This is a genomic window from Streptomyces sp. NPDC059828, from assembly GCF_042731955.1.
Taxonomy (GTDB): Bacteria; Actinomycetota; Actinomycetes; order Streptomycetales; family Streptomycetaceae; genus Streptomyces.
In genome coordinates this window covers 143,385-168,276 of record NZ_JBHWIW010000004.1, presented here as the reverse complement: position 1 = coordinate 168,276, position 24,892 = coordinate 143,385, and the positions used below count along the sequence as shown (strand labels likewise).

At 68.5% G+C, this 24,892-nt stretch carries 27 protein-coding genes; 15 read left to right on the top strand and 12 right to left on the bottom strand.

The genetic code is table 11. From position 1 onward, the window contains the following. The first annotated feature begins 10 nt into the window (after nucleotides 1-10). Nucleotides 11-1,372 carry a YibE/F family protein gene (locus tag ACFV6V_RS04085; protein ID WP_385558734.1) on the top strand — a complete coding sequence of 454 codons (1,362 nt, stop codon included), beginning with the start codon at nucleotides 11-13 and terminating at the stop codon, nucleotides 1,370-1,372. Nucleotides 1,373-1,387: 15 nt separating this feature from the next. On the opposite strand, the gene ACFV6V_RS04080 is transcribed toward ACFV6V_RS04085, so the two are convergent. From ACFV6V_RS04080 to ACFV6V_RS04070, 3 genes are all read right to left on the bottom strand, one after another. Further along, complete coding sequence (locus tag ACFV6V_RS04080) at nucleotides 1,388-1,822, bottom strand: SsgA family sporulation/cell division regulator (RefSeq protein ID WP_385558731.1); 435 nt, start codon at nucleotides 1,820-1,822, stop codon at nucleotides 1,388-1,390. A gap of 239 nt (nucleotides 1,823-2,061) precedes the next feature. After that, a complete protein-coding gene (locus ACFV6V_RS04075) occupies nucleotides 2,062-2,283 on the bottom strand; it encodes a DUF5326 family protein (RefSeq protein WP_385558728.1) in 222 nt (73 codons plus the stop codon). 124 nt (nucleotides 2,284-2,407) lie between these two features. Then, complete coding sequence (locus tag ACFV6V_RS04070) at nucleotides 2,408-2,725, bottom strand: cupin domain-containing protein (protein WP_385558725.1); 318 nt, start codon at nucleotides 2,723-2,725, stop codon at nucleotides 2,408-2,410. A 60-nt stretch (nucleotides 2,726-2,785) separates the two neighbouring features. Here ACFV6V_RS04070 and ACFV6V_RS04065 point away from each other — a divergent pair, with 60 nt between their 5' ends. The 5 genes from ACFV6V_RS04065 (at nucleotide 2,786) to ACFV6V_RS04045 (ending at nucleotide 6,451) form a co-directional block, all read left to right on the top strand. Further along, complete coding sequence (locus ACFV6V_RS04065) at nucleotides 2,786-3,163, top strand: phage holin family protein (RefSeq protein WP_385558722.1); 378 nt, start codon at nucleotides 2,786-2,788, stop codon at nucleotides 3,161-3,163. An 8-nt stretch (nucleotides 3,164-3,171) separates the two neighbouring features. Beyond that, on the top strand, nucleotides 3,172-4,305 hold the full coding sequence (locus ACFV6V_RS04060) for a cystathionine gamma-lyase (protein ID WP_385558719.1): 1,134 nt from the start codon (nucleotides 3,172-3,174) through the stop codon (nucleotides 4,303-4,305). Between the two features lie 26 nt (nucleotides 4,306-4,331). Then, the gene (locus tag ACFV6V_RS04055; RefSeq protein ID WP_385558716.1) at nucleotides 4,332-4,811 is read left to right on the top strand and encodes a hypothetical protein; all 480 of its coding nucleotides are present in this window, start codon (nucleotides 4,332-4,334) and stop codon (nucleotides 4,809-4,811) included. 170 nt (nucleotides 4,812-4,981) lie between these two features. Further along, nucleotides 4,982-5,887 carry a LysR family transcriptional regulator gene (locus tag ACFV6V_RS04050; protein WP_385558713.1) on the top strand — a complete coding sequence of 302 codons (906 nt, stop codon included), beginning with the start codon at nucleotides 4,982-4,984 and terminating at the stop codon, nucleotides 5,885-5,887. A gap of 84 nt (nucleotides 5,888-5,971) precedes the next feature. Then, nucleotides 5,972-6,451, top strand: coding sequence for an NUDIX hydrolase (locus tag ACFV6V_RS04045; RefSeq protein ID WP_361281013.1), 480 nt, complete (start codon nucleotides 5,972-5,974; stop codon nucleotides 6,449-6,451). A gap of 31 nt (nucleotides 6,452-6,482) precedes the next feature. On the opposite strand, the gene ACFV6V_RS04040 is transcribed toward ACFV6V_RS04045, so the two are convergent. Then, nucleotides 6,483-8,027, bottom strand: a complete 1,545-nt coding sequence (locus ACFV6V_RS04040; protein ID WP_385558709.1) for a globin domain-containing protein — start codon at nucleotides 8,025-8,027, stop codon at nucleotides 6,483-6,485. Between the two features lie 364 nt (nucleotides 8,028-8,391). Between ACFV6V_RS04040 and ACFV6V_RS04035 the strand changes: the two genes are divergently transcribed. Next, nucleotides 8,392-9,264, top strand: coding sequence for a GNAT family N-acetyltransferase (locus tag ACFV6V_RS04035; RefSeq protein WP_385558706.1), 873 nt, complete (start codon nucleotides 8,392-8,394; stop codon nucleotides 9,262-9,264). Nucleotides 9,265-9,313: 49 nt separating this feature from the next. Here ACFV6V_RS04035 and ACFV6V_RS04030 read toward each other — a convergent pair whose 3' ends face one another. Continuing rightward, on the bottom strand, nucleotides 9,314-10,594 hold the full coding sequence (locus ACFV6V_RS04030; protein ID WP_385558703.1) for an MFS transporter: 1,281 nt from the start codon (nucleotides 10,592-10,594) through the stop codon (nucleotides 9,314-9,316). 154 nt (nucleotides 10,595-10,748) lie between these two features. Here ACFV6V_RS04030 and ACFV6V_RS04025 point away from each other — a divergent pair, with 154 nt between their 5' ends. Together ACFV6V_RS04025 and ACFV6V_RS04020 are read left to right on the top strand one after the other, a co-directional pair. Next, a complete protein-coding gene (locus ACFV6V_RS04025; RefSeq protein WP_385558700.1) occupies nucleotides 10,749-11,216 on the top strand; it encodes a MarR family winged helix-turn-helix transcriptional regulator in 468 nt (155 codons plus the stop codon). A gap of 19 nt (nucleotides 11,217-11,235) precedes the next feature. Beyond that, on the top strand, nucleotides 11,236-11,688 hold the full coding sequence (locus ACFV6V_RS04020) for a GNAT family N-acetyltransferase (RefSeq protein WP_385558697.1): 453 nt from the start codon (nucleotides 11,236-11,238) through the stop codon (nucleotides 11,686-11,688). A 133-nt stretch (nucleotides 11,689-11,821) separates the two neighbouring features. Here the strand turns inward: ACFV6V_RS04020 and ACFV6V_RS04015 are convergent, their stop codons facing one another. Further along, the gene (locus ACFV6V_RS04015; RefSeq protein WP_385558694.1) at nucleotides 11,822-13,207 is read right to left on the bottom strand and encodes a serine hydrolase domain-containing protein; all 1,386 of its coding nucleotides are present in this window, start codon (nucleotides 13,205-13,207) and stop codon (nucleotides 11,822-11,824) included. 121 nt (nucleotides 13,208-13,328) lie between these two features. Between ACFV6V_RS04015 and ACFV6V_RS04010 the strand changes: the two genes are divergently transcribed. Together ACFV6V_RS04010 and ACFV6V_RS04005 are read left to right on the top strand one after the other, a co-directional pair. Then, nucleotides 13,329-14,162 carry an alpha/beta fold hydrolase gene (locus tag ACFV6V_RS04010; RefSeq protein ID WP_385558691.1) on the top strand — a complete coding sequence of 278 codons (834 nt, stop codon included), beginning with the start codon at nucleotides 13,329-13,331 and terminating at the stop codon, nucleotides 14,160-14,162. A gap of 164 nt (nucleotides 14,163-14,326) precedes the next feature. Continuing rightward, a complete protein-coding gene (locus tag ACFV6V_RS04005; protein ID WP_385558688.1) occupies nucleotides 14,327-14,893 on the top strand; it encodes a dihydrofolate reductase family protein in 567 nt (188 codons plus the stop codon). 105 nt (nucleotides 14,894-14,998) lie between these two features. Here ACFV6V_RS04005 and dnaB read toward each other — a convergent pair whose 3' ends face one another. After that, entirely contained in the window at nucleotides 14,999-16,486 is a 1,488-nt protein-coding gene (dnaB, locus tag ACFV6V_RS04000; RefSeq protein ID WP_361281023.1) for a replicative DNA helicase, read from the bottom strand. 423 nt (nucleotides 16,487-16,909) lie between these two features. Here dnaB and ACFV6V_RS03995 point away from each other — a divergent pair, with 423 nt between their 5' ends. Beyond that, nucleotides 16,910-18,247, top strand: coding sequence for an MATE family efflux transporter (locus ACFV6V_RS03995; protein ID WP_385558684.1), 1,338 nt, complete (start codon nucleotides 16,910-16,912; stop codon nucleotides 18,245-18,247). Between the two features lie 134 nt (nucleotides 18,248-18,381). On the opposite strand, the gene rplI is transcribed toward ACFV6V_RS03995, so the two are convergent. From rplI to rpsF, 4 genes are all read right to left on the bottom strand, one after another. Continuing rightward, nucleotides 18,382-18,828 (bottom strand): 50S ribosomal protein L9, encoded by a 447-nt coding sequence (gene rplI / locus ACFV6V_RS03990; RefSeq protein WP_385558681.1) that lies wholly within the window; start codon nucleotides 18,826-18,828, stop codon nucleotides 18,382-18,384. A gap of 17 nt (nucleotides 18,829-18,845) precedes the next feature. After that, on the bottom strand, nucleotides 18,846-19,082 hold the full coding sequence (gene rpsR / locus ACFV6V_RS03985) for a 30S ribosomal protein S18 (RefSeq protein ID WP_005315025.1): 237 nt from the start codon (nucleotides 19,080-19,082) through the stop codon (nucleotides 18,846-18,848). A gap of 72 nt (nucleotides 19,083-19,154) precedes the next feature. Then, the gene (locus tag ACFV6V_RS03980) at nucleotides 19,155-19,727 is read right to left on the bottom strand and encodes a single-stranded DNA-binding protein (protein ID WP_385558678.1); all 573 of its coding nucleotides are present in this window, start codon (nucleotides 19,725-19,727) and stop codon (nucleotides 19,155-19,157) included. Nucleotides 19,728-19,800: 73 nt separating this feature from the next. Beyond that, complete coding sequence (rpsF, locus tag ACFV6V_RS03975; RefSeq protein ID WP_004950685.1) at nucleotides 19,801-20,091, bottom strand: 30S ribosomal protein S6; 291 nt, start codon at nucleotides 20,089-20,091, stop codon at nucleotides 19,801-19,803. Nucleotides 20,092-20,387: 296 nt separating this feature from the next. Here rpsF and ACFV6V_RS03970 point away from each other — a divergent pair, with 296 nt between their 5' ends. The 3 genes from ACFV6V_RS03970 to ACFV6V_RS03960 all read left to right on the top strand — a co-directional run bounded on the left by ACFV6V_RS03970 (nucleotide 20,388) and on the right by ACFV6V_RS03960 (nucleotide 23,096). Beyond that, nucleotides 20,388-20,705, top strand: a complete 318-nt coding sequence (locus ACFV6V_RS03970; protein WP_385558675.1) for a hypothetical protein — start codon at nucleotides 20,388-20,390, stop codon at nucleotides 20,703-20,705. A gap of 126 nt (nucleotides 20,706-20,831) precedes the next feature. Continuing rightward, nucleotides 20,832-21,950, top strand: coding sequence for a lipid II:glycine glycyltransferase FemX (locus ACFV6V_RS03965; RefSeq protein WP_385558672.1), 1,119 nt, complete (start codon nucleotides 20,832-20,834; stop codon nucleotides 21,948-21,950). 114 nt (nucleotides 21,951-22,064) lie between these two features. Then, a complete protein-coding gene (locus ACFV6V_RS03960; protein WP_361281029.1) occupies nucleotides 22,065-23,096 on the top strand; it encodes an alanine racemase in 1,032 nt (343 codons plus the stop codon). A gap of 229 nt (nucleotides 23,097-23,325) precedes the next feature. On the opposite strand, the gene ACFV6V_RS03955 is transcribed toward ACFV6V_RS03960, so the two are convergent. Then, nucleotides 23,326-24,822: a glycosyltransferase family 87 protein gene (locus ACFV6V_RS03955; protein WP_385558669.1), complete on the bottom strand. Its 1,497-nt coding sequence runs from the start codon at nucleotides 24,820-24,822 to the stop codon at nucleotides 23,326-23,328. Nucleotides 24,823-24,892: the final 70 nt, after the last annotated feature.

Below are 24,892 nucleotides of genomic sequence, written 5' to 3'. Positions count from 1 at the left end.
TGATCGGGCGGTGACTTCCTCGCCGCAGCCCCACGAACCCGACGACCAGCCGGCCGGGGCCCACGGCCCTGCGCATGCCCCTGCCCACGGGCACACGCACAGCCATGCGCACGGTCCCGCCGCGCCCGTCTCCCGTCATCTGCGGCGGGTCATCGCCGCGGTGGTGATCCCCTTCGCCGCCGCCGTCGCGGTGGGTCTGGTCGTCCTGTGGCCGGGCGGTTCGCCGGAGCACGAACGCACCGGTGTCGGCTTCGACCGGCAGACCGAGCAGGGCCGCGTCGTGAAGGTCGAGCAGGTCGACTGCGGAGACGTGAACGCCGCACAGGTCCCGCCGACCGGGAACACCACCACCCCCGAAGAGCCTGAGGCGGCCAACTCGCCGCAGGGCACCTGCGGAAAGGCCACCGTCGAGGTCACGACCGGCAAGGACAAGGGCCGTACGTTCATCGAGGTCGTGCAGCCCGACGCCTCTCGGCAACTACGCGCCGACCAGGGCGTGGTGGTGGCGTACGCGCCCGACGCGCCGCGCGATCTCCAGTATTCGGTCACCGATGTGGACCGGGGCCTCCCGATGGCGCTGCTCGCCGGGCTGTTCGCGCTCGCCGTGGTTCTGGTGGGACGGATGCGCGGGGTGATGGCACTGATCGCGCTGGCCGCGAGCTTCGCGGTGCTCACCCTGTTCATCCTGCCCGCGATCCTGCAGGGCTCCAATCCACTGGCCGTGGCGGTGGTCGGGGCGAGCGCGATCATGCTGATCGCGCTCTATATGTGCCACGGCATCTCCGCCCGTACCTCAGTGGCGGTGCTGGGCACCCTGATCTCGCTGCTGCTGATCGGGCTGCTCGGCTCGCTGTTCATCGGGTGGGCGGTGCTCGGTGGGAACACGGACGACAACACCGGCCTGATCCACGGCCTCTACCCGGAGATCGACATGTCCGGCCTGCTGCTCGCGGGCGTGATCATCGGTTCGCTGGGTGTGCTGGACGATGTGACGGTGACCCAGACCTCGGCGGTGTGGGAGCTGCACCAGGCGGATCCCACGATGGGTCCGCGCAGGCTGTACCAGTCAGCGATCAGGATCGGCCGGGACCATATCGCCTCGGTGGTCAACACACTCGTACTCGCTTACGCGGGTGCGTCACTGCCCTTGCTGCTGCTCTTCTCGATCGCGCAGTCCAGCGTGGGGACCGTCGCCAACAGCGAGTTGGTGGCCGAGGAGATCGTACGCACACTGGTGGGGTCGATCGGCCTGGTCGCCTCGGTGCCGCTGACCACCGCGCTGGCCGCCCTGGTCGTCTCCGCCGACCGCTCGGGAGCCGCCACCGGAGCAGCACCGGCACGCGGCGGCAGGGGCCGCCGTCGCCGCACCTGAACGGCGGTCGCATCCTCAGCCGGCGTTCTCCTCAGCGAGGATGCGCCCGAGTGTCTCCTCCAGATGCTCCTCGAAGTCGCCGAGCCTGTGCTCCTGTCCGAGCGGTACCAGCGTGTCCGTGCGGTCCAGGAAGGCCACCAGGGGCGCTGCGCTCACCCGGAACAGGGCCCGCTCGGTGCCGACCTGAAGCCGGATGCCGACCTCGGAGACCGCTTCCGCGTCGGTCGGGGCGATGTGCACATCGCCGTCACCGCTGGGCGCACCGATGCCGTCCCGGAGCAACTCACGTGCGAAGGCCCAGGTCACAGGAGCGTCGCCGGGCAGATGGAAGGTCATCCGGACGGCATACGGATCCTCGGTGTCATATCGGAGTTCCACCGGGATCCGGAAGGAGAGCTCCTCGGAAACCAGGAAACTCATCAGGACCTCGGCCCGAACAGACTCGCGCATCAGTACCCCGCAGTAGATGAAAACGGCCAAGGAATGCTTTGCCTTGGCCCTCTTGCCCGACATCGTGCTGCACATGCCTGGAGATCACAAGGAGTGATTTTTCAGATACTGACAGAGAGCACCCGCGGGGTGGGTGCCACGCGCGCCGGACGGTCAATGCACACCACTCTCACGCGGCCCGCATTCGACCGTATGCCTGCCCGTTCACCTTCCCCCGGGCGGGCTAACGCTCGTACGCGCTACCACTCGCTGTGCGATGACGAGGAGGAGCCCATGAACTTCCGTACGACGTAAACGAGTCCACCGACCAGAGCTGCGAACAGCAGCACCTTGAAGAGCAGTCCTATGACGAACCCGATCACGGACGCGATGAGCCCACCGAATACCACGATGGCGATCAAGGGGATCGCGACCCACTTCACCCACCAGGGCATCCCCGAAAGCATTTCCTGCACCGCCATCGTCCCTACCTCGCTTCTATGAGTTGTCCTGACTCTGATGCTAGGACGGGAGAGAGGCGCCGCGGGGCCCCGGCAGCCCTTGGACTCCCCTGAACCGCCCCCTAGGGAATCCTGGGGCGACAGGTCAGCTCTCAGGCGGAGAGAAGACCACGAGTACCCGCAGATCCTCGGTGATGTGGTGGAACTTGTGGGCCACTCCGGCCGGCACGTAGACCACGCTCCCCCGCCCGACCTGCGTGGTCTCCATCCCGACCGTAATCGAAGCCCGCCCGCTGACCACGAAGTAGATCTCGTCCTGACCGTGCGGACTCTGAGGGTCGCGCTCACCGGCGTCCAGCGCGTACAAGCCGGCCGACATGTTCCGTTCACGCAGAAACTGCAAATACGCCCCGTCGTTGGCGGCTCGCTCCGCCTCCAGCTCATCCAGTCGGAATGCCTTCATCGCAGTCTGTACCTACCCGCCCCTGCACTTGGTCCCATCGCGTCTGCCACGATCAGACACATGATGAATTTCCTCGTCAAGACGATCGCCAACGCCGGAGCCCTGGCCGTGGCGATCTGGCTTATCCAGGACATAACACTCACCGGTGACAGCACGGGACAGAAAACCCTGACGCTGATACTCGTCGCCCTGCTCTTCGGTCTGGTGAACTTCTTCGTCAAGCCGGTCGCCAACCTGCTGACGTTCCCGCTCTTCGTGCTCACACTGGGGCTCTTCACCCTGGTGATCAACGCCCTGATGCTGCTGTTGACCTCCTGGCTTGCCGACAAGCTGGACCTCGGCTTCCATGTCGAGGGCTTCTGGACGGCCGTCCTGGGAGGTCTCATCATCTCCATCGTGTCGTGGGCGCTGAACGTCGTGCTTCCCGAGAAAGACTGAACCCCTCCATGAACGGCATCAACGGCATCGACGGCATGGGCGAGGGCACCAGGGCCGTACGGGCGGGTCTTCCCGAGGCGAGGAAGTACGAGCCGGCCCTCCCCGGCCCGGTGTTCGCCGCCCACTACCACCTGCCGGGTGAGCCGACCGGTCCGTACACCTACGGACGGGACGACAACCCGACCTGGACCCTGCTGGAACGGGCCATCGGCGAGCTCGAAGCACCCGCCGACGATGCCGAGACCGTCGTCTTCGCCTCCGGTATGGCGGCGATCTCCGCGGTGCTGCTGTCCCACGCGCAGGCCGGCGACACCGTCGTGCTCCCGGACGACGGTTACCAGGCCCTGTCTCTCGTACGCGAGCAGCTCGAGGCCTACGGAGTCGAGGTCCGCACAGCCCCGACGGGCGGCGACGCGCAGCTTTCCGTACTCGACGGGGCGAAGCTGCTGTGGATCGAGACACCGTCCAACCCGGGGCTCGACGTGTGCGACGTACGGCGCCTCGTGGAGGCGGCACACGCCGGAGGGACCCTGGTCGCGGTCGACAACACCCTGGCCACCCCGCTCGGCCAACGCCCGCTGGAGCTCGGCGCCGACTTCTCCGTGGCCAGCGGCACCAAGGGCCTCACCGGCCACGGGGATCTCCTGCTCGGCTATGTCGTCTGCCGCGACGCCGAGTCGGCGGCCCGGGTGCGGCGCTGGCGCAAGATCGTCGGCGCCATCCCCGGCCCGATGGAAGCCTGGCTCGCGCACCGGTCCCTCGCCACGCTGCATCTGCGGACCGACCGCCAGTGCGCGAACGCGCTCGCCGTCGCCGAGGCACTGACCGGCCGTTCGGAGGTGACCGGGCTGCGCTATCCGGGGCTGCCCGACGACCCCTCGCACCCGGTCGCGGCGGCCCAGATGCACCGCTTCGGCTCCGTGCTCTCCTTCACCCTCCCCGACCGCGCGCACGCCGAACGGTTCCTGGCCGGTCTGCGGCTCGTCGACGACGCGACGAGCTTCGGCAGCGTCCGCTCCAGCGCCGAACGCCGTGGCCGCTGGGGCGGTGACGCCGTGCCCGAGGGTTTCATCCGCTTCTCGGCCGGTGCGGAGGACGTCGCCGATCTGGTGGCGGACGTACTGCGCGCCCTGGATAGTTGATGCTCCGACGTGGTGCCCGGCTCTGCGTGACCGCGGTAGCGGTCCTTCTGCTCGCCTCGTGCTCCGGGCGGGACGGGGACGACGGTCGCGTTGTCGAGGGACGGGACTGGCACTGGGACACGAAGGCGGGTGCAGTCGAGGCATCCGCGTTCATGAACGTGGCAGTGCCCGGGGACGCGACCCAGGCCAAGGGTGCCGTCCAGGTCAATCCGCAGGAGGACGTCTATCACCTCTCCTTCGTCACCAGCGAGAAGAACGCCGAAGGCATTGCGGAAGATCTGCGCCCGCAAGAGCCCCTGAAGGCGCGGGCGAAGGACTTCGCCCCGGAGGGAGAACGGTTCGGGCACCTCGGACTGCCCGAACCGCAGACGTTGAAGGGCGCGCGCTGGGCAGGCGTGTGTCCCCCGTGCGTGCACGATGACCGCCGGAAGAAGGTCCAGTGGATCGAGGTCCACGTCCAGCGGCTCAAGGGCGATCAGGCCCGGGTCTACCTGCAGGCGTTCTGAGGAACAGCACCGCCGACGAACGGGAGGAGCGGACGGTCCGAGCCTCCCCCCTCGTGGCTCGGACCGTCCGGTTCCGCTGCGGTGATCCGCCCGAACAAGGCTAGTTGACTCTGCGTCAGTGTCCAATCACACCAAAGACAGCGAGCTATCGACTTATTTATAGTTGGACGATGGACTTGGCCTTGTTGCGCACATTCGTCACGGTGCACCGGGCCGGCTCGTTCACCCGCGCCGCCACACTGCTCGGTCTCTCCCAGCCTGCGGTGACCAGCCAGATACGCACGCTGGAGCGACAGCTGGGACGGCCGCTTTTCCTGAGGCAGCCGCGCGGTGTCACGCCCACCACCATGGGCGACGAGCTCGCCCACCGGGCCGCCCCGCATCTGGACGCCCTCGTGGAGATCGCCGAGGCAGGGCTCGACCTCGACGAGGAGTCGGGCGTCGCCCGTACGCTGCATCTGGCCGGACCGCCCGAGTTCACCTCACTCCGGGTGCTTCCGGCGCTCACCCCGCTGATAGGGCAGGGCCTCGCGTTACGGACCTCCTTCGCCGGCAATGCCGGGGAGACCCTGGAAGGACTCGCGGCCGGGCATCACGATCTGGCCATCGCGACGGCCCGCCCGCGCGGGGGACTGCTCACCGCCACTCCGCTCTGCGACGAGGAGCACGTCCTGGTCGCCGCACCCGGCTGGGCGGCGCGGCTCGCGCCCCAGCTGCGCCGCGGCAGGCACTCCCGCGTACTGGAGCAGCTGCCGGTGGTCGAGGTCCATGAGTCCCTGCCTTTTGTCACGCGCTACTGGTCCGCCGTCTTCGACAGCCCTCCGGCAGCGGCGGCGACCGTCATCGCGCCGGATCTACGGGCGGTACGGGACTCCACGGCGGCCGGCGCCGGGCTCGCCGTGCTGCCCCGGTATCTGTGCGAGCGGGATCTGGCGAGCGGCCGGATCGTCGCCCTGCTGGAACCCGACGTACCGCCGCTGCGTACGTATTTCCTCGTCGTCCGCGCCGGGACGCTCGCGCTGCCGCACATCGCCCGCGCGCACGAGGAACTGCTGCGCGCCGCCGCCGACTGGTGACGTCGGCGTGATCGGAAACCGACAGCGAGCGACGACAGAGCGGACAGGCGTTTCAGACCGGCTATCGCGGGCCACTCTCTTGCCATGACCGAACGGCCAGTGGTCAAGCGCACCGCACGCGCCATCCTGCTCGACGGCGACGATCTCGTCCTGATCAAGCGCACCAAGCCGGGCATCAATCCGTACTGGGTCACCCCGGGAGGCGGAGTCGAGCCCACGGACGCCACCGTCGTGGAAGCCCTGCACCGTGAAGTGGACGAGGAACTCGGCGCCAAGATCGTCGACGTGGTGCCCTGCTTCGTCGACACCGTCGAGCACATCGTGGACGGAGGGGTCGCGGGCGTGAAGGTCCAGCACTTCTTCGTGTGCCGCCTGGTGTCGATGGACACGTCACGGCGCCATGGCCCCGAGGTGGACGAACCTCTCGGCGAGTACGAGATCGTCCGGGTGCCCTTCAGCCGCGTCGGAATCGCGGCCGTGCATCTCGTACCGCTGTCCCTGCGGCACTACCTGGACGGCAACATCGAGGGCGTACGGGCCATGCACGCGCCCGACCTGGGCTGACGCCGGGCCGCAGCGCCGATCGGCCCATGCGCTACTTCGCCGCGGCCACGAGGTCCTCCAGCGAGTCATGGCGGATCCGCTCGAAGGGGATGCCGATCCCCCTGAGCGTGTGCACGCCGTTGCGGATCATGCCGATCGGTCCCGACAGATACGCGTCGTACTCGTTCCAGGGACCGTACGCGCGCACGACGTCCGTTAACTGGGCTTTGTCGTCGACGATAGGACGCACCTGAAGCCATGGATGGCTCTGCTGAAGCCTCAGCATCGTGTCGATGTCATAGAGGTCGTGATCGCTGCGCGCGCCGTAGAAGACCTCCACGGGACGGCGCTCACCATGCTTGGCGACATCCTCGACCAGTGCCTTGATCGGGGCGATTCCCGTCCCGCCGCCCAGGCACAGCAGCCCGCTGTCGGAGCTGTGGTCGACGGTCATGGACCCCGCAGGGGCTCCGAGACGGAGCACATCGCCGGGGCGGGCGTGGTGCACCAGCGCGTTCGAGACCCAACCCGCGGGGACGGCCTTGACGTGGAAGGACAGCAGCCCGTCGGTGCGCGGGGCACCGGCGAACGAGTAGTGCCGCCAGACCCGGGGCCACCACGGGGTCTCCAGACTCGTGTACTGACCGGCCAGGAAGGAGTAGGGCTGGTCGGGGCGCACGGTGATGACCGCTATGTCAGGGGTCCTGAGGTCGTGCGAGACCACCTCGGCATGCCACCAGGCCGGAGCGTGCTGCTCGTTCTCCGCGGCGGCGTCGATCATGACCTGGGAGATCGTCGTGTAGGTGCGGACCCAGGCGGCCTCGGTCTCGGCGTTCCAGGTGTTCGTGGCATGGCGGCTGAGCGCGCCGATGAGCGCCTCGCCCACGGCGGGGTAGTGCGCGGGCTGGGTGCCGTACTTACGGTGGCCGCGGCCGAGATGCGTCAGGTAGTCGATGAGCACCTCGGCGTTGTCCATGTGCTCCGCCGCCGTGAGCAGCGCCCTCAGCAGCCGGTCCCGCTGGGCGTCCATCGCCGCGGGGAAGAGAGCACGCAGCTCAGGGTGGCGGACGAAGAGCAGCGCGTAGAAGTAGGAGGTGACCTTGTCGGCGACGGGGGCAATCTCCTCCATGGTCCGGCGCACCAGGGTGGCGTCGGGCGACGCAGGGGGCCCGGAAGACGCGACGGACGTAGAGGCCGCCCGTGTACGGGAGTCGGGCGCAGGGGCGGCCGCCATACGGGCGGCAGGGACGTCGGGCGGTGGCATCGGCGCGGTGCCGGGAGGCGGCATTCCCGGCACACCCGCCGGGTGCACTCCCGGGGCGCCTGGCTGCTCAGGCATCGCCGCGGCCCTCGCCGCCCCGGTCCCGACCGGCCGTATCGCGGCAACGGGGCGGCGCGGCCCGGCTGTCCGTCCCTCGCCGCCCGGGGCACCGACGGCACCGCCGACACCGCCACCGTCCGCACGGGGCGCCGATGGGCTCGCGGCGCCTCGCTTGCGAGGTAGGAACCAGTCGCCGCCGTTCCCCCGGTTCGCGCCGTGCCCGCCGTTCTCATCTGAAGTGCCGTTGTCCGCCCACGCGGTGGTCGGAGCGTCCATTGTGTGCCTCGCCTAGAGCGTCTTTGGGTCGGTCTACGCACTTCCCACTGCCCCGGAACGTGCCTCAAATCCCCGCACTGCACTCATGCTTCCAAGAGCACTGCTGGCCCACACTCACCATTGCCAAGCGGGAATCGGGACGAGTGGGACTGAACTGTGACACTGTTCGATACACCTCCGCCGCAGCATGCCAGGCGGAGACCCCCGCAGGGACAAAGAGCGGAAAGTCCGGGTGTCCGCGGCCGCTCTCCCGTTAGGCTGCATTGCCCCATGCCCGTATCCGGGTTCCGAGAACCCGGACTCGTCTCGGCCAGTTCCGGTAAAGCGCTGGACGAACGATCAGCTGGTCCGACAGCCTGACCCCATGTCAACACCGCTTGTCGAGCTCCCCGTCCGGCGTCTGACCAAGGCAGACGTGACCCTCTGCGCCGACCTTTCCGAGGACCGCGGTTGGCCCCGCGAGGAGCACAAATGGGGTCTGTTGCTCGCGGCGGGCACGGGGTACGGCATCGACGACCCTTCCGGCAAAGGTCTCGTGACCGCCTGCGTCGTGACGCGCTACGGGCCGGGGCCGGAGCAGCGCAGCGAGCTCGTCGCCATCGGCATGGTGCTCGTGGCCGAGCGGTACGCCCGCCAGGGCGTGGGGCGGCGGCTGATGAAGCAGGTCATCACGGAGGCGGGCGAGGCACCGGTCACCCTGCATGCCACGCCGTACGGCCGGCCGCTGTACGAGGAACTGGGCTTCGGGACCGTCGGCCGCGCCGAAATGGTCCGGGGGTTCTTCCAGCTCACCGGACCGGCACCACGAGCCGTCACCCGCCCGGCCACCGCCGAGGACCTGCCCGCCATCCTGCGTCTGGACGCCGAGGTCTTCGGCCAGGATCGCACCCACATGATCACAAGGCTTCCCGCTTTCGCCGACCAGCTCAGGGTCGCGGAGTCCGGCGGTGCCCTCACCGGCTATGCGGCGGCCTGGCCCAACATGGAAACCCATGTGGTGGGCCCGCTCGTCGCCCGTGACACGGACACGGCGAAGTCCCTGGTCGCCTCTTTGGCCGAGTCCAGTGACCGGCCGCTCCGGACGGACATCGACGTGCGCCACGAGGAGCTGCTCGACTGGCTGAGGGCATGCGGCCTGTCGACGGTGGCCTTCAACACCGTGATGCTCCGGGGCGCCGGGGATCTCCCCGGTGACGCGAGCCGTCGCTTCGCGCCTCTGACGGTCGCCGCGGGCTGATCGGACGGGCCGCCGAGCCGGGCGGGCCCCGGGATCCCCGAGGCCCCGCTCACCGTGCGGACGTGCGGGATGCCTGGGACGTCCGGGAGTTCCGGGAGTTCTGGAATGACCGGGACACATCGCTCGACAGGGGCTTTCCCGCTGCCCCGCCCTGCGCACCGGTCACGATCCGGCCCTCCCGGCGACCGTCACGGCGCTCCAGCCCGGATGCGAGTACGGCGAGGCCCAGCGCCGATGCGGCGAGGAGCGCACCCACCCAGTTCGGGGCGGTGAAGCCCAGACCCGCGGCGATCACCACGCCACCCAGCCAGGCAGCGAGTGCGTTGCCGAGGTTGAAGGCTCCGATGTTCACGGCGGAAGCCAGCGTCGGGGCGCCGGACGCCTGGTCCAGCACGCGCTTCTGGAGCGGCGGCACCGTGGCGAAGCCCAGCCCGCCGACGAGGACGATGGTGGCCGCGGCGGCAATCTTGTTGTGGGCCGTGAGCGTGAACAGCCCGAGCACCAGGGCGAGCGCACCCAGCGACACGTACAGCAGCGGCATCAGGGCCCGGTCGGCGAACTTCCCGCCGATCAGGTTGCCGCCGACCATGCCGAGACCGAAGAGCACCAGCAGCCAGGTCACCGAGGAGTCGGCGAATCCGGCGACCGAGGTCATCATCGGGGTGATGTAGGTGATCGCGGCGAAGACACCGCCGAAGCCGAGCACGGTCATCGCCATGGCCAGCAGCACCTGCACATTGCGGAACGCGCCGAGCTCATGCCGCAGGTGGACCCCTTCGGGCCTCGGCTGCTCCGGCACCAGCCTGGCCACACCGAGAAGCCCCAGCACCCCGAGACCCGCGACGACGAAGAACGTCGCGCGCCAGCCGATGCTCTGGCCGATGAAGGTGCCGAGGGGGACGCCCACGACATTGGCGACCGTCAGACCGGTGAACATCGTGGCGATGGCGCCGGCCTTCTTCTCCGGGGCGACCAGATCGGCGGCGACCACCGCGCCGATGCCGAAGAAGGCGCCGTGCGCGAGCGAGGCCACGAAACGGCCCGCGAGCATCGCGCCGAAGGCCGGCGCGACGGCGGAGAGCACGTTACCGGCGATGAACAGGCCCATCAGCAGCATCAGCATCCGCTTACGGGAAACCCTGGTGCCGAGGACCGTCATCAGAGGGGCACCGATGACGACTCCGAGTGCGTAGCCGGTGACGAGATAGCCGGCGGTCGGGATGGACACCTGGAAGTCGTCCGCGACCTCGGGGAGCAGCCCCATGATCACGAATTCGGTGGTGCCGATACCGAATGCCCCGATGGCCAGGGCGAGGAGCGCGAGTGGCATGGGTTCTCACCTTCCCAGCAGTTCCCAGAAGATTGCGCATGCATGTTACGAGCGTTCACAATAATTGCAGACGCCGCTTATTCGCAAGCGCGGGCTATTGCAGGAGTCGTCTATCCTGGCGGTAGCAGTGGTGGCAGCAGTGAAGGAGAGACCGATGGCAGCGACGGATCCCGCACTCACCGCCCTCGCCCAGGGCTGGTGCGCCCTCTCCCTGCTGCATGGCCGGATCGAGGCCCATGTCGAGCGAGCCCTCCAGTCCAAGCACGATCTGAGCGTGCGCGAGTACTCACTGCTTGACGTCCTCAGCCGCCAGCACAGCGGTCCCGGCGGACATCTCCAGATGAAGCAGGTCGCCGACGCCGTCGTGCTCAGCCAGAGCGCCACCACCCGGCTTGTCAGCCGGCTCGAGGACCGTGGACTGCTCACCCGCTATCTCTGCGTCACCGACCGCCGGGGCATCTACACCGATGTCACCGAAGCGGGTCTTGAGCTGCTGGCCGCGGCGCGGCCGACGAATGACACCGCGCTGCGCGAAGCGCTCGACGAGGCGGCGAAGAACCCTGAGCTGACACCCCTGGTCAGGGCTCTCGAGGCTCTTCCCGTCGCCCAGACCTCTGTATGAAGGTCATAGGCTGGGGATCATGAGCGATCTCCAGATACGCCCCGCTTCCCCGGCCGATATCCCCGCCATCGTGGCCATGCTCGCGGATGACCCGCTCGGCGCCCAGCGTGAGTCCCCCGACGACCTCACCCCGTACCTCGGCGCGTTCGAGCGGCTGGAGGGCGACCCCAACCAGCATCTGGTCGTGGCCGAGCGCGAGGGCAGGGTCATCGGCACGCTGCATCTCACCCTCATCCCCGGCCTCTCCCGGAAGGGCGCCACCCGGTCGATCATCGAAGCGGTGCGTATCCACGCCGATGAGCGCGGCAGCGGCCTGGGCAGCCAGCTCATCGAATGGGCCGTGGATGAATCGCGTCGTCGGGGCTGCCAGTTGGTACAGCTGACGAGCGATGTCAGTCGTACCGACGCCCACCGTTTCTATGAGCGTCTCGGCTTCGAGGCCTCCCATGTGGGATTCAAGCGGGGACTCTGACCGGGCGCGGCGCCGACCCGTTTCACGTGAAACACGGACTCCCGATTGCCGGGTCACGCAGTCCCGCAGTCCCGCAGTCCCGCAGTCCCGCAGTCCCGCAGTCCCGCAGTCACAAGGCCACGAAATCACCGGGTCACTGCGGGAGTCCGCGCCAGCCGCGCGCGTCCACTCCTCCCGGGACGTCGGCCGCCGGGTCATAGGGCTCGCGAGTGAAGACGAAGGACCCCACGTCGAGATGGTCCACCGCGCCGTCAAGCCGCCGCTGCACGGTGAGCGTCTCGCCGGCGAAGTAGCCGTCGAGCCCGACCCAGCCGGCGCCGACCTCCTGGGGAAGGAACCGCGCTCCAAGCCCCTTCCCCGTGAGCGGATGCAGCTCAAGGCCGCGGTCGGCCACCACCTTCAGTCCGAACGCGTGGGTACCCCAGTACCAGGGCCCGGCAAGCTCCAGCAGGGACTCGTCCACCGCCGGCATGGGCCGCCAGGGTTCGGGGAACCTCGGCTCGGCGTCGGCCACGATCCGGACGAGATCGCCCGCTACAGCAGCGGTCAGCGGACCCGAAGTGGCGTTGGCGAGCGCGACCCCGATGACACCTTCCTCCACGCTCACCAACAGGCAGGCGACGAATCCGGGCAGCGAGCCGGAGTGGCCGATGAGCGTACGCCCGTCCCTGTGCACCAGCTGAAGACCCAGTCCGTAGCCGCTCTCCCACTCGCCGGACTCCGGCGGTGCGGAAGGCGTGCGCATCTCCCGAGCGGAATCGGCACTCAGCACCCGCTCGTCACCGTCGGCAAGGAGGGCCCCGAAGCGGCAGAGGTCGGACGCGGTGGACCACAACTGCCCCGCAGGGGCCATCAGCCCGAGGTCCTGGGCGGGTTCGGGCATCAGCACATCAGCCCAGGGGTGCACGGCCCAGCCACCCGCGTGCGGCTCCTGTGGCTGGGCACTCGTCCGGTGCATCCCGAGCGGTTCGAGGATCTCCTGCCGCAGCACGACCTCCCAGGGCTCCCCGCGAACCGCCTCGACCAGTGAACCCAGCAGTGTGTAGCCGGGGTTGGAGTAGTGGTGGCGACGGCCCACAGGATGCAGCAGCGGCTGGTCGCCGAGCACATCCCGCAACTCGGGCCGGACCGTGCCGGGCGTACGCTCCCACCACGGGGGCGGGCTCTCCGCGGCCAGCCCCGCGCTATGGCCGAGGAGCTGAGCAATGGTCACCTCACCGACACCGGTGCCGGGCAGATGCTTCTCCAGCGGGTCGCCCAGATCCAGCAGCCCCTCATCCCTCAGCCGCATCACCAGAACCGCTGTGAAGGTCTTGGTGATGGATCCGACGCGGTATTGGGTGTCGGCGTCCGGCTCCTGATCCACGAAGCAGCTACGCCCCCCGCTCCACAGGTGCCGGCCGTCCCTGCCGACCGCCCCGACGAGCGAAGGTGCCCGCCCCTCGGCCTGGCCGACGGCAATGCGGTGCAGGAGAGCCCGTTCGGTACTGGGCAGCAGTGAGGAAGACGATGAAGTCACGTTCAAGCTCTACCAGATGACCTGACCCACCCCGAACTGGTTTTAGCGCAGGCTGGGCGGTTTCCGGGTAGCCCCCGGGCGCGCAGCATGATCACTACAGATGAAGACCTGAGGAGACGGCGTGCCCGAGATCGAACTCACCGCAGGAACCATCGCGTACGAGGACACGGGCGGTCCCGGCCCCGTGGTCGTCCTGCTCCATGGACTCGTCCACGACGCGAGCGTCTGGCGCAAGGTGATCGCCGATCTGTCCCCGGACCACCGCTGTATCGCCCCGACCCTTCCGTACGGCTCGCATCGCACACCCATGCGCCAGGACGTCCCGTTAAGCCCGGATGCCGTCATCGCGCTCATCGCGGAGCTCCTTGAACGCCTCGATCTGTGGGACGTCACTCTCGTGGAGAACGACTGCGGCCGCGCCCAGTCCGTCGCCGTCCGCCACCCGGAACGACTCGCCCGGCTCGTCCTGGTCTCCTGCGAAGCCTTCGACAACTACCCGCCCGGCCTCCCCGGCAAGATGATCACTCTGGCCTGCCGCATCCCCGGCGCCCTCCCCCTCCTCGTCCGCACCCTGGCCCTGAAACCCCTGCGCCGGCTGCCGGTCGGTATCGGTGCCCTCACCAAGCGCCCCGTGCCCGATGAGATCGTCGACGCCTGGCTGCGCCCGCTCCTCAGCGACAAGGCCATCCAGCACGACTTCCGCCGCTACAACCTCGCCGTGCGCAAGGACGAACTCCTGGAAGCCGCTGAAGGCCTGCGGAACTTCGACCGCCCCGCCCTCGTGGTGTGGGCGACCGAGGACCGCATGATGCCCCGCGCCCACGGCCGCCGGCTCGCCGAGCTCCTCCCCCAGGGAGCTCTCGTGGAGATCGAGGACAGCTGCACCCTGATCGCGGAGGACCAGCCACGGCGGCTCTCCGAAACCCTGCGCACCTTCATCGCGGAATCGGGCTGACAGCCGAGGGCGAAGTCGCGATCAGGCGGCTTGTCCGAGTCGGCCGAGTGCACCACGCTGAACCCCAAGCACGAGGGCTATCGGCGAGCCCAGATCGCGCACCGATGAGTTTCCCGCGCCGCGCTGGTCTGTACGCCGGACACCCACGGACGGAAGGCTGGGCCATGCGGAAACTGATCTACGGCATGAACCTGACCCTGGACGGCTACATCGCCGCGGCTGGCGACGACATCGGCTGGAGCGGACCGCCGAGCGACGAGCTGTTCCAGTGGTGGCTCGACCACGACCAGGCGAGTGGCCTGTCGCTGTATGGGCGCAAGCTGTGGGAGACGATGAGCTCCTACTGGCCGACCGTCGACCAGCAGCCGGGCGCCACCCCGGCGGAGATCGAGTTCGCGCGGAACTGGCGGGACACGCCGAAGGTGGTGTTCTCCTCGACGATCGACAAGGTCGACTGGAACACCCGCCTCGTCACCGGCGACGCGATCGCCGAGATCACCCGGCTCAAGGCCGAGGACGGCGGCCCAATGAACATCGGCGGCGCAACGCTCGCCGGGGCGGCCATGCGCGCCGGGCTGATCGACGAGTACGCGATCGCTGCCTATCCGGTCCTGGTGGGCAGCGGCACGCCGTTCTTCACCGCGCTGGACAGCTGGGTGAACCTGAACCTGGTGGAGACGCGGACGTTTCCCGGCGGCGTGGTCCTGACCAGGTACGAGACGAGACGCTGAGCAGCAGCACCCACGCGCCAGTCTCACGGTGATGTCGTAGACGACATCGGTACGACACGGCCCGTGGACTACGACATCAGCCGCGAGACCCTACACCGCCTGGCCTCAGGTCTGCGCCATGTCCACGAACCGCGAGTAGTGGCCCTGGAAGGCCACGGTGATGGTGGCTGTCGGACCGTTACGGTGCTTGGCGACGATCAGGTCGGCCTCGCCGGCACGGGGCGACTCCTTCTCGTAGGCGTCCTCACGGTGGAGCAGGATGACCATGTCCGCGTCCTGCTCGATGGAGCCGGACTCACGCAGGTCGGAGACCATCGGCTTCTTGTCCGTGCGCTGCTCCGGTCCACGGTTCAGCTGGGAGAGCGCGATCACGGGGACCTCCAGCTCCTTGGCGAGCAGCTTGAGGTTTCGGGACATGTCCGAGACCTCCTGCTGACGGCTTTCCGCGCGCTTGGAGCCACCTGACTGCATCAGCTGGAGGTAGTCGATCACGACGAGCTTCAGATCGTTGCGCTGCTTGAGGCGGCGGCACTTGGCGCGGATCTCCATCATCGACAGGTTCGGGGAGTCGTCGATGTAGAGCGGGGCCTGGGAGACATCCGGCATGCGTCGGGCCAGGCGGGTCCAGTCCTCGTCGGTCATCGTGCCCGAGCGCATATGGTGCAGGGCCACCCGCGCCTCGGCGGACAGCAGACGCATCGCGATCTCGTTGCGGCCCATCTCGAGGGAGAAGATGACGCTGGGCAGATTGTTCTTGATCGACGCGGCGCGTGCGAAGTCAAGCGCCAGTGTGGACTTACCCATGGCGGGACGTGCGGCGATCACGATCATCTGGCCCGGGTGCAGACCGTTGGTGAGCGAGTCGAAGTCGGTGAAGCCTGTCGGTACGCCCGTCATCTCGCCGCTGCGGGAGCCGATCGCCTCGATCTCGTCGAGGGCGCCCTCCATGATGTCGGCGAGCGGCAGATAGTCCTCGCTGGTGCGCTGCTCCGTGACGGCGTAGATCTCCGCCTGGGCGGAGTTCACGATCTCGTCGACGTCGCCGTCCGCCGCGTATCCCATCTGCGTGATACGCGTGCCCGCCTCGACCAGGCGGCGCAGCACCGCCCGTTCATGGACGATCTCCGCGTAGTACGACGCGTTGGCCGCGGTCGGCACCGACTGCACCAGCGTGTGGAGATACGAGGCCCCGCCGACTCGGGTGATCTCGCCGCGCTTGGTCAGCTCGGCCGCGACCGTGATGGGGTCGGCGGGCTCACCCTTGGCGTACAGGTCGAGGATCGCCTGGTAGACGGTCTCGTGCGCGGGCCGGTAGAAGTCATGGCCCTTGAGGATCTCGACGACGTCCGCGATGGCGTCCTTGGACAGCAGCATGCCGCCGAGGACGGACTGCTCGGCGTCGAGGTCCTGCGGAGGGACCCGCTCGAAGCCACCGGGGGCGCCGTCGTCCCACGGGCCGCTCTCGTGGCCCCGCTCGTGCTGCTCCTCGCGGCCCCGCCCGCGACCCTCGCCGCGCCGCTGGCGGGAGACGGGCAGCCGAGCGCCCGGACCGACGTCGGCCCAGGGCTCGTCCAGGGGCTCGGGAATGGTCACCGGCCGCCTCCCTCCCGTCCGCTCCGCGGACCTCGCCGTGTCCCATTTCTACGGCACGGCACTGACAAAAACGCATGGCCCGATTCCGTCTCCGGCGCATCGGGCGCCGGTCCACGTTAGGGCTGTCGGCACCGTCAGCCAATCTGGTTATCCACAGGCCATGTGGACGAAGGACGAGATGCTGTGGAGAACTCGGCGGAACCTGTGCACGGACCGGGGGACAGCACTGTGGACAAGTCGGCCACTCCGCCTCCACATCCACTCCGACCTGCATGTTTTCCATCCACTGGCTGTGGGGGAGAAAAACTTTCCCAGCCGGACCAAGATCAGAACAAACGGCGCACAGCCGAAGCCCCGTCTCAGCCCTTGGTAAGGATCCCTATGGGCTTGTATTCCTTACCTGTGGAAGATTAGATTGCCCGCATGACCCAGGCCGCCGTGGCGCCGCAGAACAGCCGCCGACAGCATGACCGCGAGATCGTCGCGCTCGCCGTTCCCGCGTTCGGAGCCCTTGTCGCCGAGCCGCTCTTCGTGCTGGTCGACAGCGCCATCGTCGGGCACCTCGGCACGCCTCAACTCGCCGGCCTCGGAGTCGCCGCCGCCTTGCTGATGACCGCGGTCAGCGTGTTCGTCTTCCTCGCCTACGCCACCACCGCGGCGGTCGCCCGACGCGTCGGGGCCGGTGAGCTGAGCGCCGCCATCCGTCAGGGGATGGACGGGATCTGGCTCGCCCTGGTGCTGGGCACGGGCGTCATCGCCGTTGTGCTGCCCGGCGCTCCCTGGCTGGTCGAACTCTTCGGCGCCTCGGACACCGCCGCACCCTATGCCACGACGTATCTGCGTATATCGAGCCTGGGGATCCCGGCGATGCTCGTCGTCATGGCAGCCACCGGGATTCTGCGGGGCCTCCAGGACACCCGGACCCCTCTCTATGTGGCCATCGCGGGCTTCGCCGCCAACGCTGCGCTCAACGCCGGGCTGGTCTACGGCGCCGAGCTCGGCATCGCCGGGTCCGCCTGGGGCACCGTGCTCGCCCAGTGCGGAATGGCCGCCGCCTACCTCGTGGTCGTGGTCCGGGGCGCCCGCCGTCACGGTGCCTCCCTGCGGCCCGACGCGGCGGGGATACGCGCCAGCGCCCAGGCCGGTGCTCCCTTGCTGGTGCGGACGCTTTCGCTGCGCGCCGTACTGCTGATCGCCACAGCTGTGGCTGCGCGCCTGGGCGACACCTCGATTGCCGCACATCAGGTCATCCTGTCCCTCTGGTCCCTGATGGCCTTCGCTCTGGACGCGATCGCCATCGCGGGCCAGGCGATCATCGGCCGCTATCTCGGCGCCGACGACCCCGACGGCGCGCGGCAGGCCTGCCGTCGCATGGTGCAGTGGGGCATCGTCTCGGGCGTGGTGCTGGGTGCTCTGCTCGTCCTGGCCCGGCCGCTGTTCATTCCCTTGTTCACCGGCGACCAGGCGGTGCACAGCACACTGTTGCCGGCGCTACTGGTGGTGGCCCTTTCCCAGCCCGTGGCCGGGGTGGTGTTCGTCCTGGACGGCGTGCTGATGGGCGCCGGTGACGGACGCTATCTGGCGGTGGCGATGCTGCTGACTTTGGCGGTCTTCGCCCCCGTGGCCCTGCTTGTCCCGGCCCTTGGCGGTGGCCTCACCGCGCTCTGGTGGGCCATGGCGCTGATGATGACCGTGCGCATGCTGACCCTGTGGCTGCGGATGCGCTCCGGCCGCTGGATCGTGACCGGCGCCACCCGCTGACCCGGCGACCCCCACGCTGACGCGCCGTTTCACGTGAAACGGCGACAACAGTGTGAAGCTCCGCGTGCGGCCAGGACGACGAAAAGGGCCGCACCCCAGCGGGTGCGGCCCTTTCAGGCTCTACGAGCAGTCGCTCAGGCGGCGATGACCTCGATGCCGAGCTTCGCGGCGACCTCGGGGTGCAGACGTACGGACACCTGGTGCGAGCCCAGGGTCTTGATCGGCGAACCGAGCTCAACACGACGCTTGTCGACGTCCGGACCACCGGCGGACTTGATCGCCGAAGCGATGTCAGCCGGAGTGACGGAGCCGAACAGGCGGCCGGCGTCGCCGGAGCGAACGGCCAGACGCACCTTGACACCCTCGAGCTTGGCCTTGACCTCGTTGGCCTGCTCGATGGTGGCGATCTCGTGGATCTTGCGGGCGCGGCGGATCTGCGCCACGTCCTTCTCGCCACCCTTGGTCCAGCGGATCGCGAAACCGCGCGGGACCAGGTAGTTGCGAGCGTAACCGTCCTTGACGTCGACGACGTCGCCAGCGGCACCGAGGCCAGAGACCTCGTGGGTGAGGATGATCTTCATTTCGTAGTCACCCTCCCTTAGCGCGCGGTGGACGTGTAGGGCAGCAGCGCCATCTCACGGCTGTTCTTGACGGCCGTGGCGACGTCACGCTGGTGCTGCGTGCAGTTGCCGGTAACGCGGCGGGCACGGATCTTGCCGCGGTCGGAAATGAACTTCCGCAGCATGTTCGTGTCCTTGTAGTCCACGTACGCGGTCTTGTCCTTGCAGAACGCGCAGACCTTCTTCTTAGGCTTGCGCACAGGCGGCTTCGCCATGGTGTTTCTCCTGTGTGATCAAGAAGTGGGGGTACGAGCTGCCCCGCAGGCCAGTCCCGATGGGACCGGGCCTTAGAAGGGAGGCTCGTCCGAGTAGCCGCCTCCGGAGCTTCCGCCCCAGTTGCCACCGCCACCCTGCTGCTGGCCACCGGCCGGCGCGCTGCTGGCCCAGGGGTCGTCGGCGGGAGCACCGCCGCCGCCCTGCTGGCCACCGCTGGGGCCGCCGCCCCAGTTGCCGCCGCCCTGCTGGCCGCCGCCGTAGCCACCCTGGCCACCACGACCCGTGGTCTTGGTGACCTTGGCCGTGGCGTTCTTGAGGCTGGGGCCGACTTCCTCGACGTCCAGCTCGTAGACCGTGCGCTTCACGCCCTCGCGGTCCTCGTACGACCGCTGCTTCAGCCGGCCCTGCACGATGACGCGCATGCCTCGCTGGAGCGACTCGGCGACGTTCTCCGCCGCCTGGCGCCAGACCGAGCAGGTGAGGAACAGGCTCTCGCCGTCCTTCCACTCGTTGGTCTGGCGGTCGAAGGTACGGGGAGTCGACGCGACACGGAACTTCGCGACCGCCGCACCGGACGGGGTGAAGCGCAGCTCGGGGTCGTCGACGAGATTGCCGACGACCGTGATGACGGTCTCGCCTGCCATGGGTGAACCTCTCGGCGGGATTGCTTCTGGCTGCTTGCTGCTACTCGAACCCGATGACCTCTGAGCTAGGCGCTCAGTGGGTCTCGGGACGGAGGACCTTGGTCCGGAGGACCGACTCGTTCAGGTTCATCTGGCGGTCGAGCTCCTTGACGACCGCAGGCTCAGCCTGGAGGTCGATGACCGAGTAGATGCCCTCGGGCTTCTTCTTGATCTCGTAAGCGAGACGACGACGGCCCCAGGTGTCGACCTTCTCCACCTTTCCGTTGCCCTCACGGACGACGGAGAGGAAGTTCTCGATCAGCGGGGAGACAGCGCGCTCCTCGAGATCGGGGTCGAGGATGACCATCACCTCGTAGTGACGCATGTGGAACCCACCTCCTTTGGACTCAGCGGCCACGGTCGTTCCGTGGCAGGAGGGTCGTGATGCGTAAGCATCGATGTCTACGAGTAAAACAGGCGCCACTGACAATCGGGCTCGAGAACCGAGAATCCGAGTGCTGGCCTGGGCAGACACCGGTGCAGCGGTACACAGTACCCGCACACCCACTTCCGGTTGAAATCCGGCGGTCCCAGGCCGCACCCTGTACACATCGAGTGGGGCGGCGTCACAGTACGCCGCCCTCCGGGAATGCGGGACCGCAGGACGCCAGGAGGTGCTTCATGGCACAGACAATGCGATCGAATCCCACAGGCTCCCTCTTCGCCACGGACGGGAAACCCCATCCGCTCCAGGACACCCTGATGGTGGCCACCCTGGTGCTGGGTGTGGTGTCGTTCGTGACAGCCCAGTTCGACGGCCTCCATCTGCTCGCTTCATGGACCGGGCTGATCGGAATCCTGACCGGCGGCTACGGTCAGTTCATCTCCGTCACGACCCGCGAGCGCTTCCTCACGATCGTCGGACTGGGCGCAGCCGGCGTCGGCTTCTTCCTCGGGATGGCCCGCGGAGGGCTCTTCGGCGGCCTGATCGGCTACTAGCTCCCCGTTCCACCAGCGATTCCGCCACCCCGCGGCCACGCGGGGCGCCGCCCTGGCCCAGTAGGCTTCCGGCGAGAGCCGGAACCCCTGTACCCATGGGGACACACCTGCCAAGGAGCGCCCCGCATGAGCCTGACCCTGAGGACCATCAGCCGAGAGCAGCATCTGGCGTACATCCAGAGCCTGCCGTCGGCGAGCCACTGCCAGGTCCCCGCGTGGGCGGAGGTCAAGACGGAGTGGCGCTCCGAGAGCCTCGGCTGGTTCGACAAGAGCGGCGAGCTCGTCGGGGCGGGCCTCGTGCTGTACCGCCAGCTGCCCAAGATCAAGCGGTATCTCGCGTACCTGCCCGAGGGCCCAGTGATCAACTGGTACGCGCCAAACCTGGACGAGTGGCTGACGCCGATGCTGGCCCACCTCAAGAACCAGGGCGCCTTCTCGGTGAAGATGGGCCCGCCGGTGGTCATCCGCCGCTGGGACGCCCCGGCCATCAAGGCAGGCATCCAGGACCCGGATGTGAAGCGCCTGCGCGATGTCCAGGCGACGCACGTCGAGCCGCGCGCGTTCGAGGTGGCGGACCGGCTGCGGAAGATGGGCTGGCAGCAGGGCGAGGACGGCGGCGCCGGCTTCGGCGACGTCCAGCCCAGGTACGTCTACCAGGTGCCGCTCGCCAACCGTTCGCTCGACGACGTCCTCAAGGGCTTCAACCAGCTGTGGCGCCGGAACATCAAGAAGGCCGAGAAGGCCGGCGTCGAGGTCGTCCAGGGCGGCTACGAGGACCTCGCCGAGTGGCAGCGGCTGTACGAGATCACGGCCGTGCGCGACCGCTTCAGGCCCCGCCCGCTCTCGTACTTCCAGCGCATGTGGACCGTCCTCAACAACGAGGACCCCAACCGCATGCGTCTGTACTTCGCACGGCATGACGGCGTCAACCTGTCCGCCGCGACGATGCTCGTCGTCGGGGGGCACGTCTGGTACTCCTACGGCGCATCCGACAACATCGGCCGCGAGGTACGTCCCTCGAACGCGATGCAGTGGCGGATGCTGCGGGACGCCTACGCCATGGGGGCCACGGTCTACGACCTGCGTGGCATCAGCGACTCGCTCGATGAGACCGACCACCTCTTCGGTCTCATCCAGTTCAAGGTCGGCACGGGTGGCGAGGCCGTCGAGTACGTCGGCGAGTGGGACTTCCCGCTCAACAAGCTGCTGCACAAGGCGCTCGACATGTACATGTCCCGCCGCTGATCCTTTGATCTTTCCGTAGTCTCAAGTCTCACCCGTACAGCCGAGCTGTCGCTCGTATGTCCGACCCCACGTGCACCGTCACACCGACCCCCCAGAAAGGTCCCGGTCCCGGCCATGGCGCTCTCCCTCTATGTAGACACCGCGCGCTGGCGGGCGCACCAGAAGTCGGTGATCGACCAGTTCCCGGGCATCGTCCCGGTCTGCAAGGGCAACGGCTACGGCTTCGGCCACGAGCGGCTCGCCGAGGAGACGACCCGCTTCGGGGCGGACATGCTGGCCGTGGGCACGACCTACGAGGCGGCACGGATCAAGGACTGGTTCAGCGGTGACCTGCTCGTCCTCACTCCCTTCAGGAGGGGCGAGGAGCCCGTGCCCCTGCCGGACCGGGTCGTCCGCTCCGTGTCATCGGTCGACGGTGTGCACGCCCTGGTGGGCGCACGGGTCGTCATCGAGTGCATGAGCTCCATGAAGCGCCACGGGGTCTCCGAGCAGGACCTGAGCCAGCTGCATGCGGGCATCGATGACGTACGGCTCGAGGGTTTCGCCCTGCATCTGCCGCTCGACCGTACGGATGGCTCGGACGCGGTCGAGGAGGTCATCGGCTGGATGGACCGGCTTCGTGCCGCCCGGCTGCCGTTGCACACCATGTTTGTGAGCCATCTGCGTGCCGATGAACTGGCCCGGTTGCAGCAGCAGTTCCCGCAGACCCGGTTCCGCGCACGGATCGGCACCCGGCTGTGGCTCGGCGACCACGAGGCCACCGAGTACCGCGGCTCCGTCCTCGATGTGACGCGTGTGGTCAAGGGGGACCGGTTCGGCTACCGCCAGCAGAAGGCCGCGTCGGACGGATGGCTGGTCGTGGTGGCCGGAGGTACGTCCCACGGGGTCGGCCTGGAGGCGCCGAAGGCCCTGCACGGGGTCATGCCGCGCGCCAAGGGTGTGGCCCGGGCGGGCCTGGCCACCGTGAACCGCAATCTCTCGCCGTTCGTCTGGGCGGGCAAGCAGCGCTGGTTCGCGGAGCCTCCGCACATGCAGGTCTCGATCCTGTTCGTCCCTGCGGACGCGCAGGAGCCGAAGGTCGGTGACGAGCTGGTCGCCCACCTGCGTCACACGACCACCCAGTACGACCGCCTGGTCGACTGCTAGGCCGTGTGGAGAACTGGCGTCGTCCGCCCGAAGGGCGGGGCTCGCGGCGTCCGGTGCGTGCAGTCGCAAGGCGGTGGGGGTTCCCCCGCCGGAGGCAGGGGGAGGTCGTCCTCGTACTGGGCGTGCCAGGGCGATTCGACAACGCAGCGAGTGTGCGTGCCAGGCGTCGCGAGCCAGGCGGGAGTCCTCACACCCGGCCTTGGCCCTGTCCAGGCGTGAGCCGTCCGGGTCAGCCCGACGTGGGCTCGCCGGTGCCCCATTCCACCCGAGGCCCCTCCGCCGTCTGGACGGTGTGACGCCCAGGATGCGCCGCACGGCCCAGCGCGAACACGTCGGGCGCCCGGTCCAGCACACCCCCCGCGGGGTCGTCGGACCCGTCCTGGCGTACCACGTCGCGCTCCGGCATCAGGATGTCCCTGACGACCACCGCGCAGAGATACAGCGTCCCCAGCAGATGTGCGGCGATGGCCAGCTGATAGCCCTCGGGCGGCAGCCCCTGGTGCTTGTCCCCGCTGGTCGTGTAGGCGAGGTACATCCAGATCCCGAGGAAGTACACGACCTCGCAGCCCTGCCAGATCAGGAAATCCCGCCAGCGGGGCCTGGCGAGCGCCGCGAGTGGGATCAGCCACAGCACGTACTGCGGTGAGTAGACCTTGTTGGTGAGGATGAACGCGGCCACGACCAGGAAGGCCAGCTGGCCGACGCGGGGCCTGCGCGGCGCGGTGAGGCTGAGCCCCGCGATGCCCGCGCAGGCCAGGATCACCAGCAGCGTGGCGTACGTGTTGACGAGCTCCACGTCCAGCTCCTCGCCGGTGCGCTGGGTGATGATCAGCCAGAACGAACCGAAGTCGACCTGCCGCTCCTGGCTGAAGGTGTAGAACTTCTTCCAGCCCTCGGGTGCGAGCAGCATCACCGGCACGTTCACCACCAGCCAGGCTCCGGCCGCGCCGAGCAGGGCCGCTCCGTACTCGCGGTACTTGCCCGCCCGCCAGCACAGCACCAGCAGCGGCCCGAGCAGCAGCACGGGGTAGAGCTTGGCCGCGGTGGCCAGCCCGATGAGCACGCCGAAGACCAGCACCCGCCCACGGGACCACATCAGCATCGCCGCGGCCGTGAGCGCGACGGCCAGCAGGTCCCAGTTGATGGTGGCGGTGAGGGCGAAGGCGGGCGCGAGGGCGACCAGCAGCCCGTCCCAGGGGCGGTTGCGCTGGGTCCGGGTGACACAGACCGCGATGATCACGGCGCAGATAAGCAGCATGCCTGCGTTGACCAGCCAGTACATCTGCTCGCGGTACTGGAGGTCCCCGTCGAAGGGCGCCGTGAGCCAGGCGGCGATCTGCATGAAGAGGCCCGTCAGGACCGGGTACTCGAGGTACTCCATGTCACCGGTCAGCCGGTCGAAGTACGGGACGAGCCCGTCGGCGAAACCGCGCCCGAGAAAGAGGTGGGGGATGTCCGAGTAGCAGGCGTGGGTGTACTGGGAGCTGGAGCCCCGGAACCACGCCCAGTTGTAGCAGGGCAGCTTCTGCACCATGCCCAGGGCGAACATCCCGATCGCGACCAGCGCGATGACCCGCACCGGCGTGAACCAGCTTCTGCCGACCCAGGCGGCACGGCCCAGCGGACCGCCGATCAGCTCGCTGCCGGCGGCTGCGACCTCGTCCCGCCGCGTGGGCGGCACCACGGGCTGTTCCTGGTGCACGCTGGTCTTCTGTGGGCTCGGCATAGGGCACATCCTGCCGCACCACCCTGTCAGAGCGGCGCTCCTGTGGACAACGGGGACGACGGCGTCAACG

What these genes read in the sequence shown, in the direction of transcription:
- ACFV6V_RS04035 (WP_385558706.1), top strand. Translation starts at nt 8,392, where the DNA reads ATGTCAACACCGCTTGTCGAGCTCCCCGTCCGGCGTCTGACCAAGGCA.
- ACFV6V_RS04050 (WP_385558713.1), top strand. Translation starts at nt 4,982, where the DNA reads ATGGACTTGGCCTTGTTGCGCACATTCGTCACGGTGCACCGGGCCGGC.
- ACFV6V_RS04005 (WP_385558688.1), top strand. Translation starts at nt 14,327, where the DNA reads ATGCGGAAACTGATCTACGGCATGAACCTGACCCTGGACGGCTACATC.
- ACFV6V_RS04020 (WP_385558697.1), top strand. Translation starts at nt 11,236, where the DNA reads ATGAGCGATCTCCAGATACGCCCCGCTTCCCCGGCCGATATCCCCGCC.
- ACFV6V_RS03965 (WP_385558672.1), top strand. Translation starts at nt 20,832, where the DNA reads ATGAGCCTGACCCTGAGGACCATCAGCCGAGAGCAGCATCTGGCGTAC.
- ACFV6V_RS03995 (WP_385558684.1), top strand. Translation starts at nt 16,910, where the DNA reads ATGACCCAGGCCGCCGTGGCGCCGCAGAACAGCCGCCGACAGCATGAC.
- ACFV6V_RS04040 (WP_385558709.1), bottom strand. Translation starts at nt 8,027, where the DNA reads ATGGACGCTCCGACCACCGCGTGGGCGGACAACGGCACTTCAGATGAG.
- ACFV6V_RS03980 (WP_385558678.1), bottom strand. Translation starts at nt 19,727, where the DNA reads ATGGCAGGCGAGACCGTCATCACGGTCGTCGGCAATCTCGTCGACGAC.
- ACFV6V_RS04060 (WP_385558719.1), top strand. Translation starts at nt 3,172, where the DNA reads ATGAACGGCATCAACGGCATCGACGGCATGGGCGAGGGCACCAGGGCC.
- ACFV6V_RS04025 (WP_385558700.1), top strand. Translation starts at nt 10,749, where the DNA reads ATGGCAGCGACGGATCCCGCACTCACCGCCCTCGCCCAGGGCTGGTGC.
- ACFV6V_RS04080 (WP_385558731.1), bottom strand. Translation starts at nt 1,822, where the DNA reads ATGCGCGAGTCTGTTCGGGCCGAGGTCCTGATGAGTTTCCTGGTTTCC.
- rpsR (WP_005315025.1), bottom strand. Translation starts at nt 19,082, where the DNA reads ATGGCGAAGCCGCCTGTGCGCAAGCCTAAGAAGAAGGTCTGCGCGTTC.
- rpsF (WP_004950685.1), bottom strand. Translation starts at nt 20,091, where the DNA reads ATGCGTCACTACGAGGTGATGGTCATCCTCGACCCCGATCTCGAGGAG.
- ACFV6V_RS04070 (WP_385558725.1), bottom strand. Translation starts at nt 2,725, where the DNA reads ATGAAGGCATTCCGACTGGATGAGCTGGAGGCGGAGCGAGCCGCCAAC.
- rplI (WP_385558681.1), bottom strand. Translation starts at nt 18,828, where the DNA reads ATGAAGATCATCCTCACCCACGAGGTCTCTGGCCTCGGTGCCGCTGGC.
- ACFV6V_RS04065 (WP_385558722.1), top strand. Translation starts at nt 2,786, where the DNA reads ATGATGAATTTCCTCGTCAAGACGATCGCCAACGCCGGAGCCCTGGCC.
- ACFV6V_RS04030 (WP_385558703.1), bottom strand. Translation starts at nt 10,594, where the DNA reads ATGCCACTCGCGCTCCTCGCCCTGGCCATCGGGGCATTCGGTATCGGC.
- ACFV6V_RS03970 (WP_385558675.1), top strand. Translation starts at nt 20,388, where the DNA reads ATGGCACAGACAATGCGATCGAATCCCACAGGCTCCCTCTTCGCCACG.
- ACFV6V_RS03955 (WP_385558669.1), bottom strand. Translation starts at nt 24,822, where the DNA reads ATGCCGAGCCCACAGAAGACCAGCGTGCACCAGGAACAGCCCGTGGTG.
- ACFV6V_RS04045 (WP_361281013.1), top strand. Translation starts at nt 5,972, where the DNA reads ATGACCGAACGGCCAGTGGTCAAGCGCACCGCACGCGCCATCCTGCTC.
- ACFV6V_RS04075 (WP_385558728.1), bottom strand. Translation starts at nt 2,283, where the DNA reads ATGGCGGTGCAGGAAATGCTTTCGGGGATGCCCTGGTGGGTGAAGTGG.
- ACFV6V_RS03960 (WP_361281029.1), top strand. Translation starts at nt 22,065, where the DNA reads ATGGCGCTCTCCCTCTATGTAGACACCGCGCGCTGGCGGGCGCACCAG.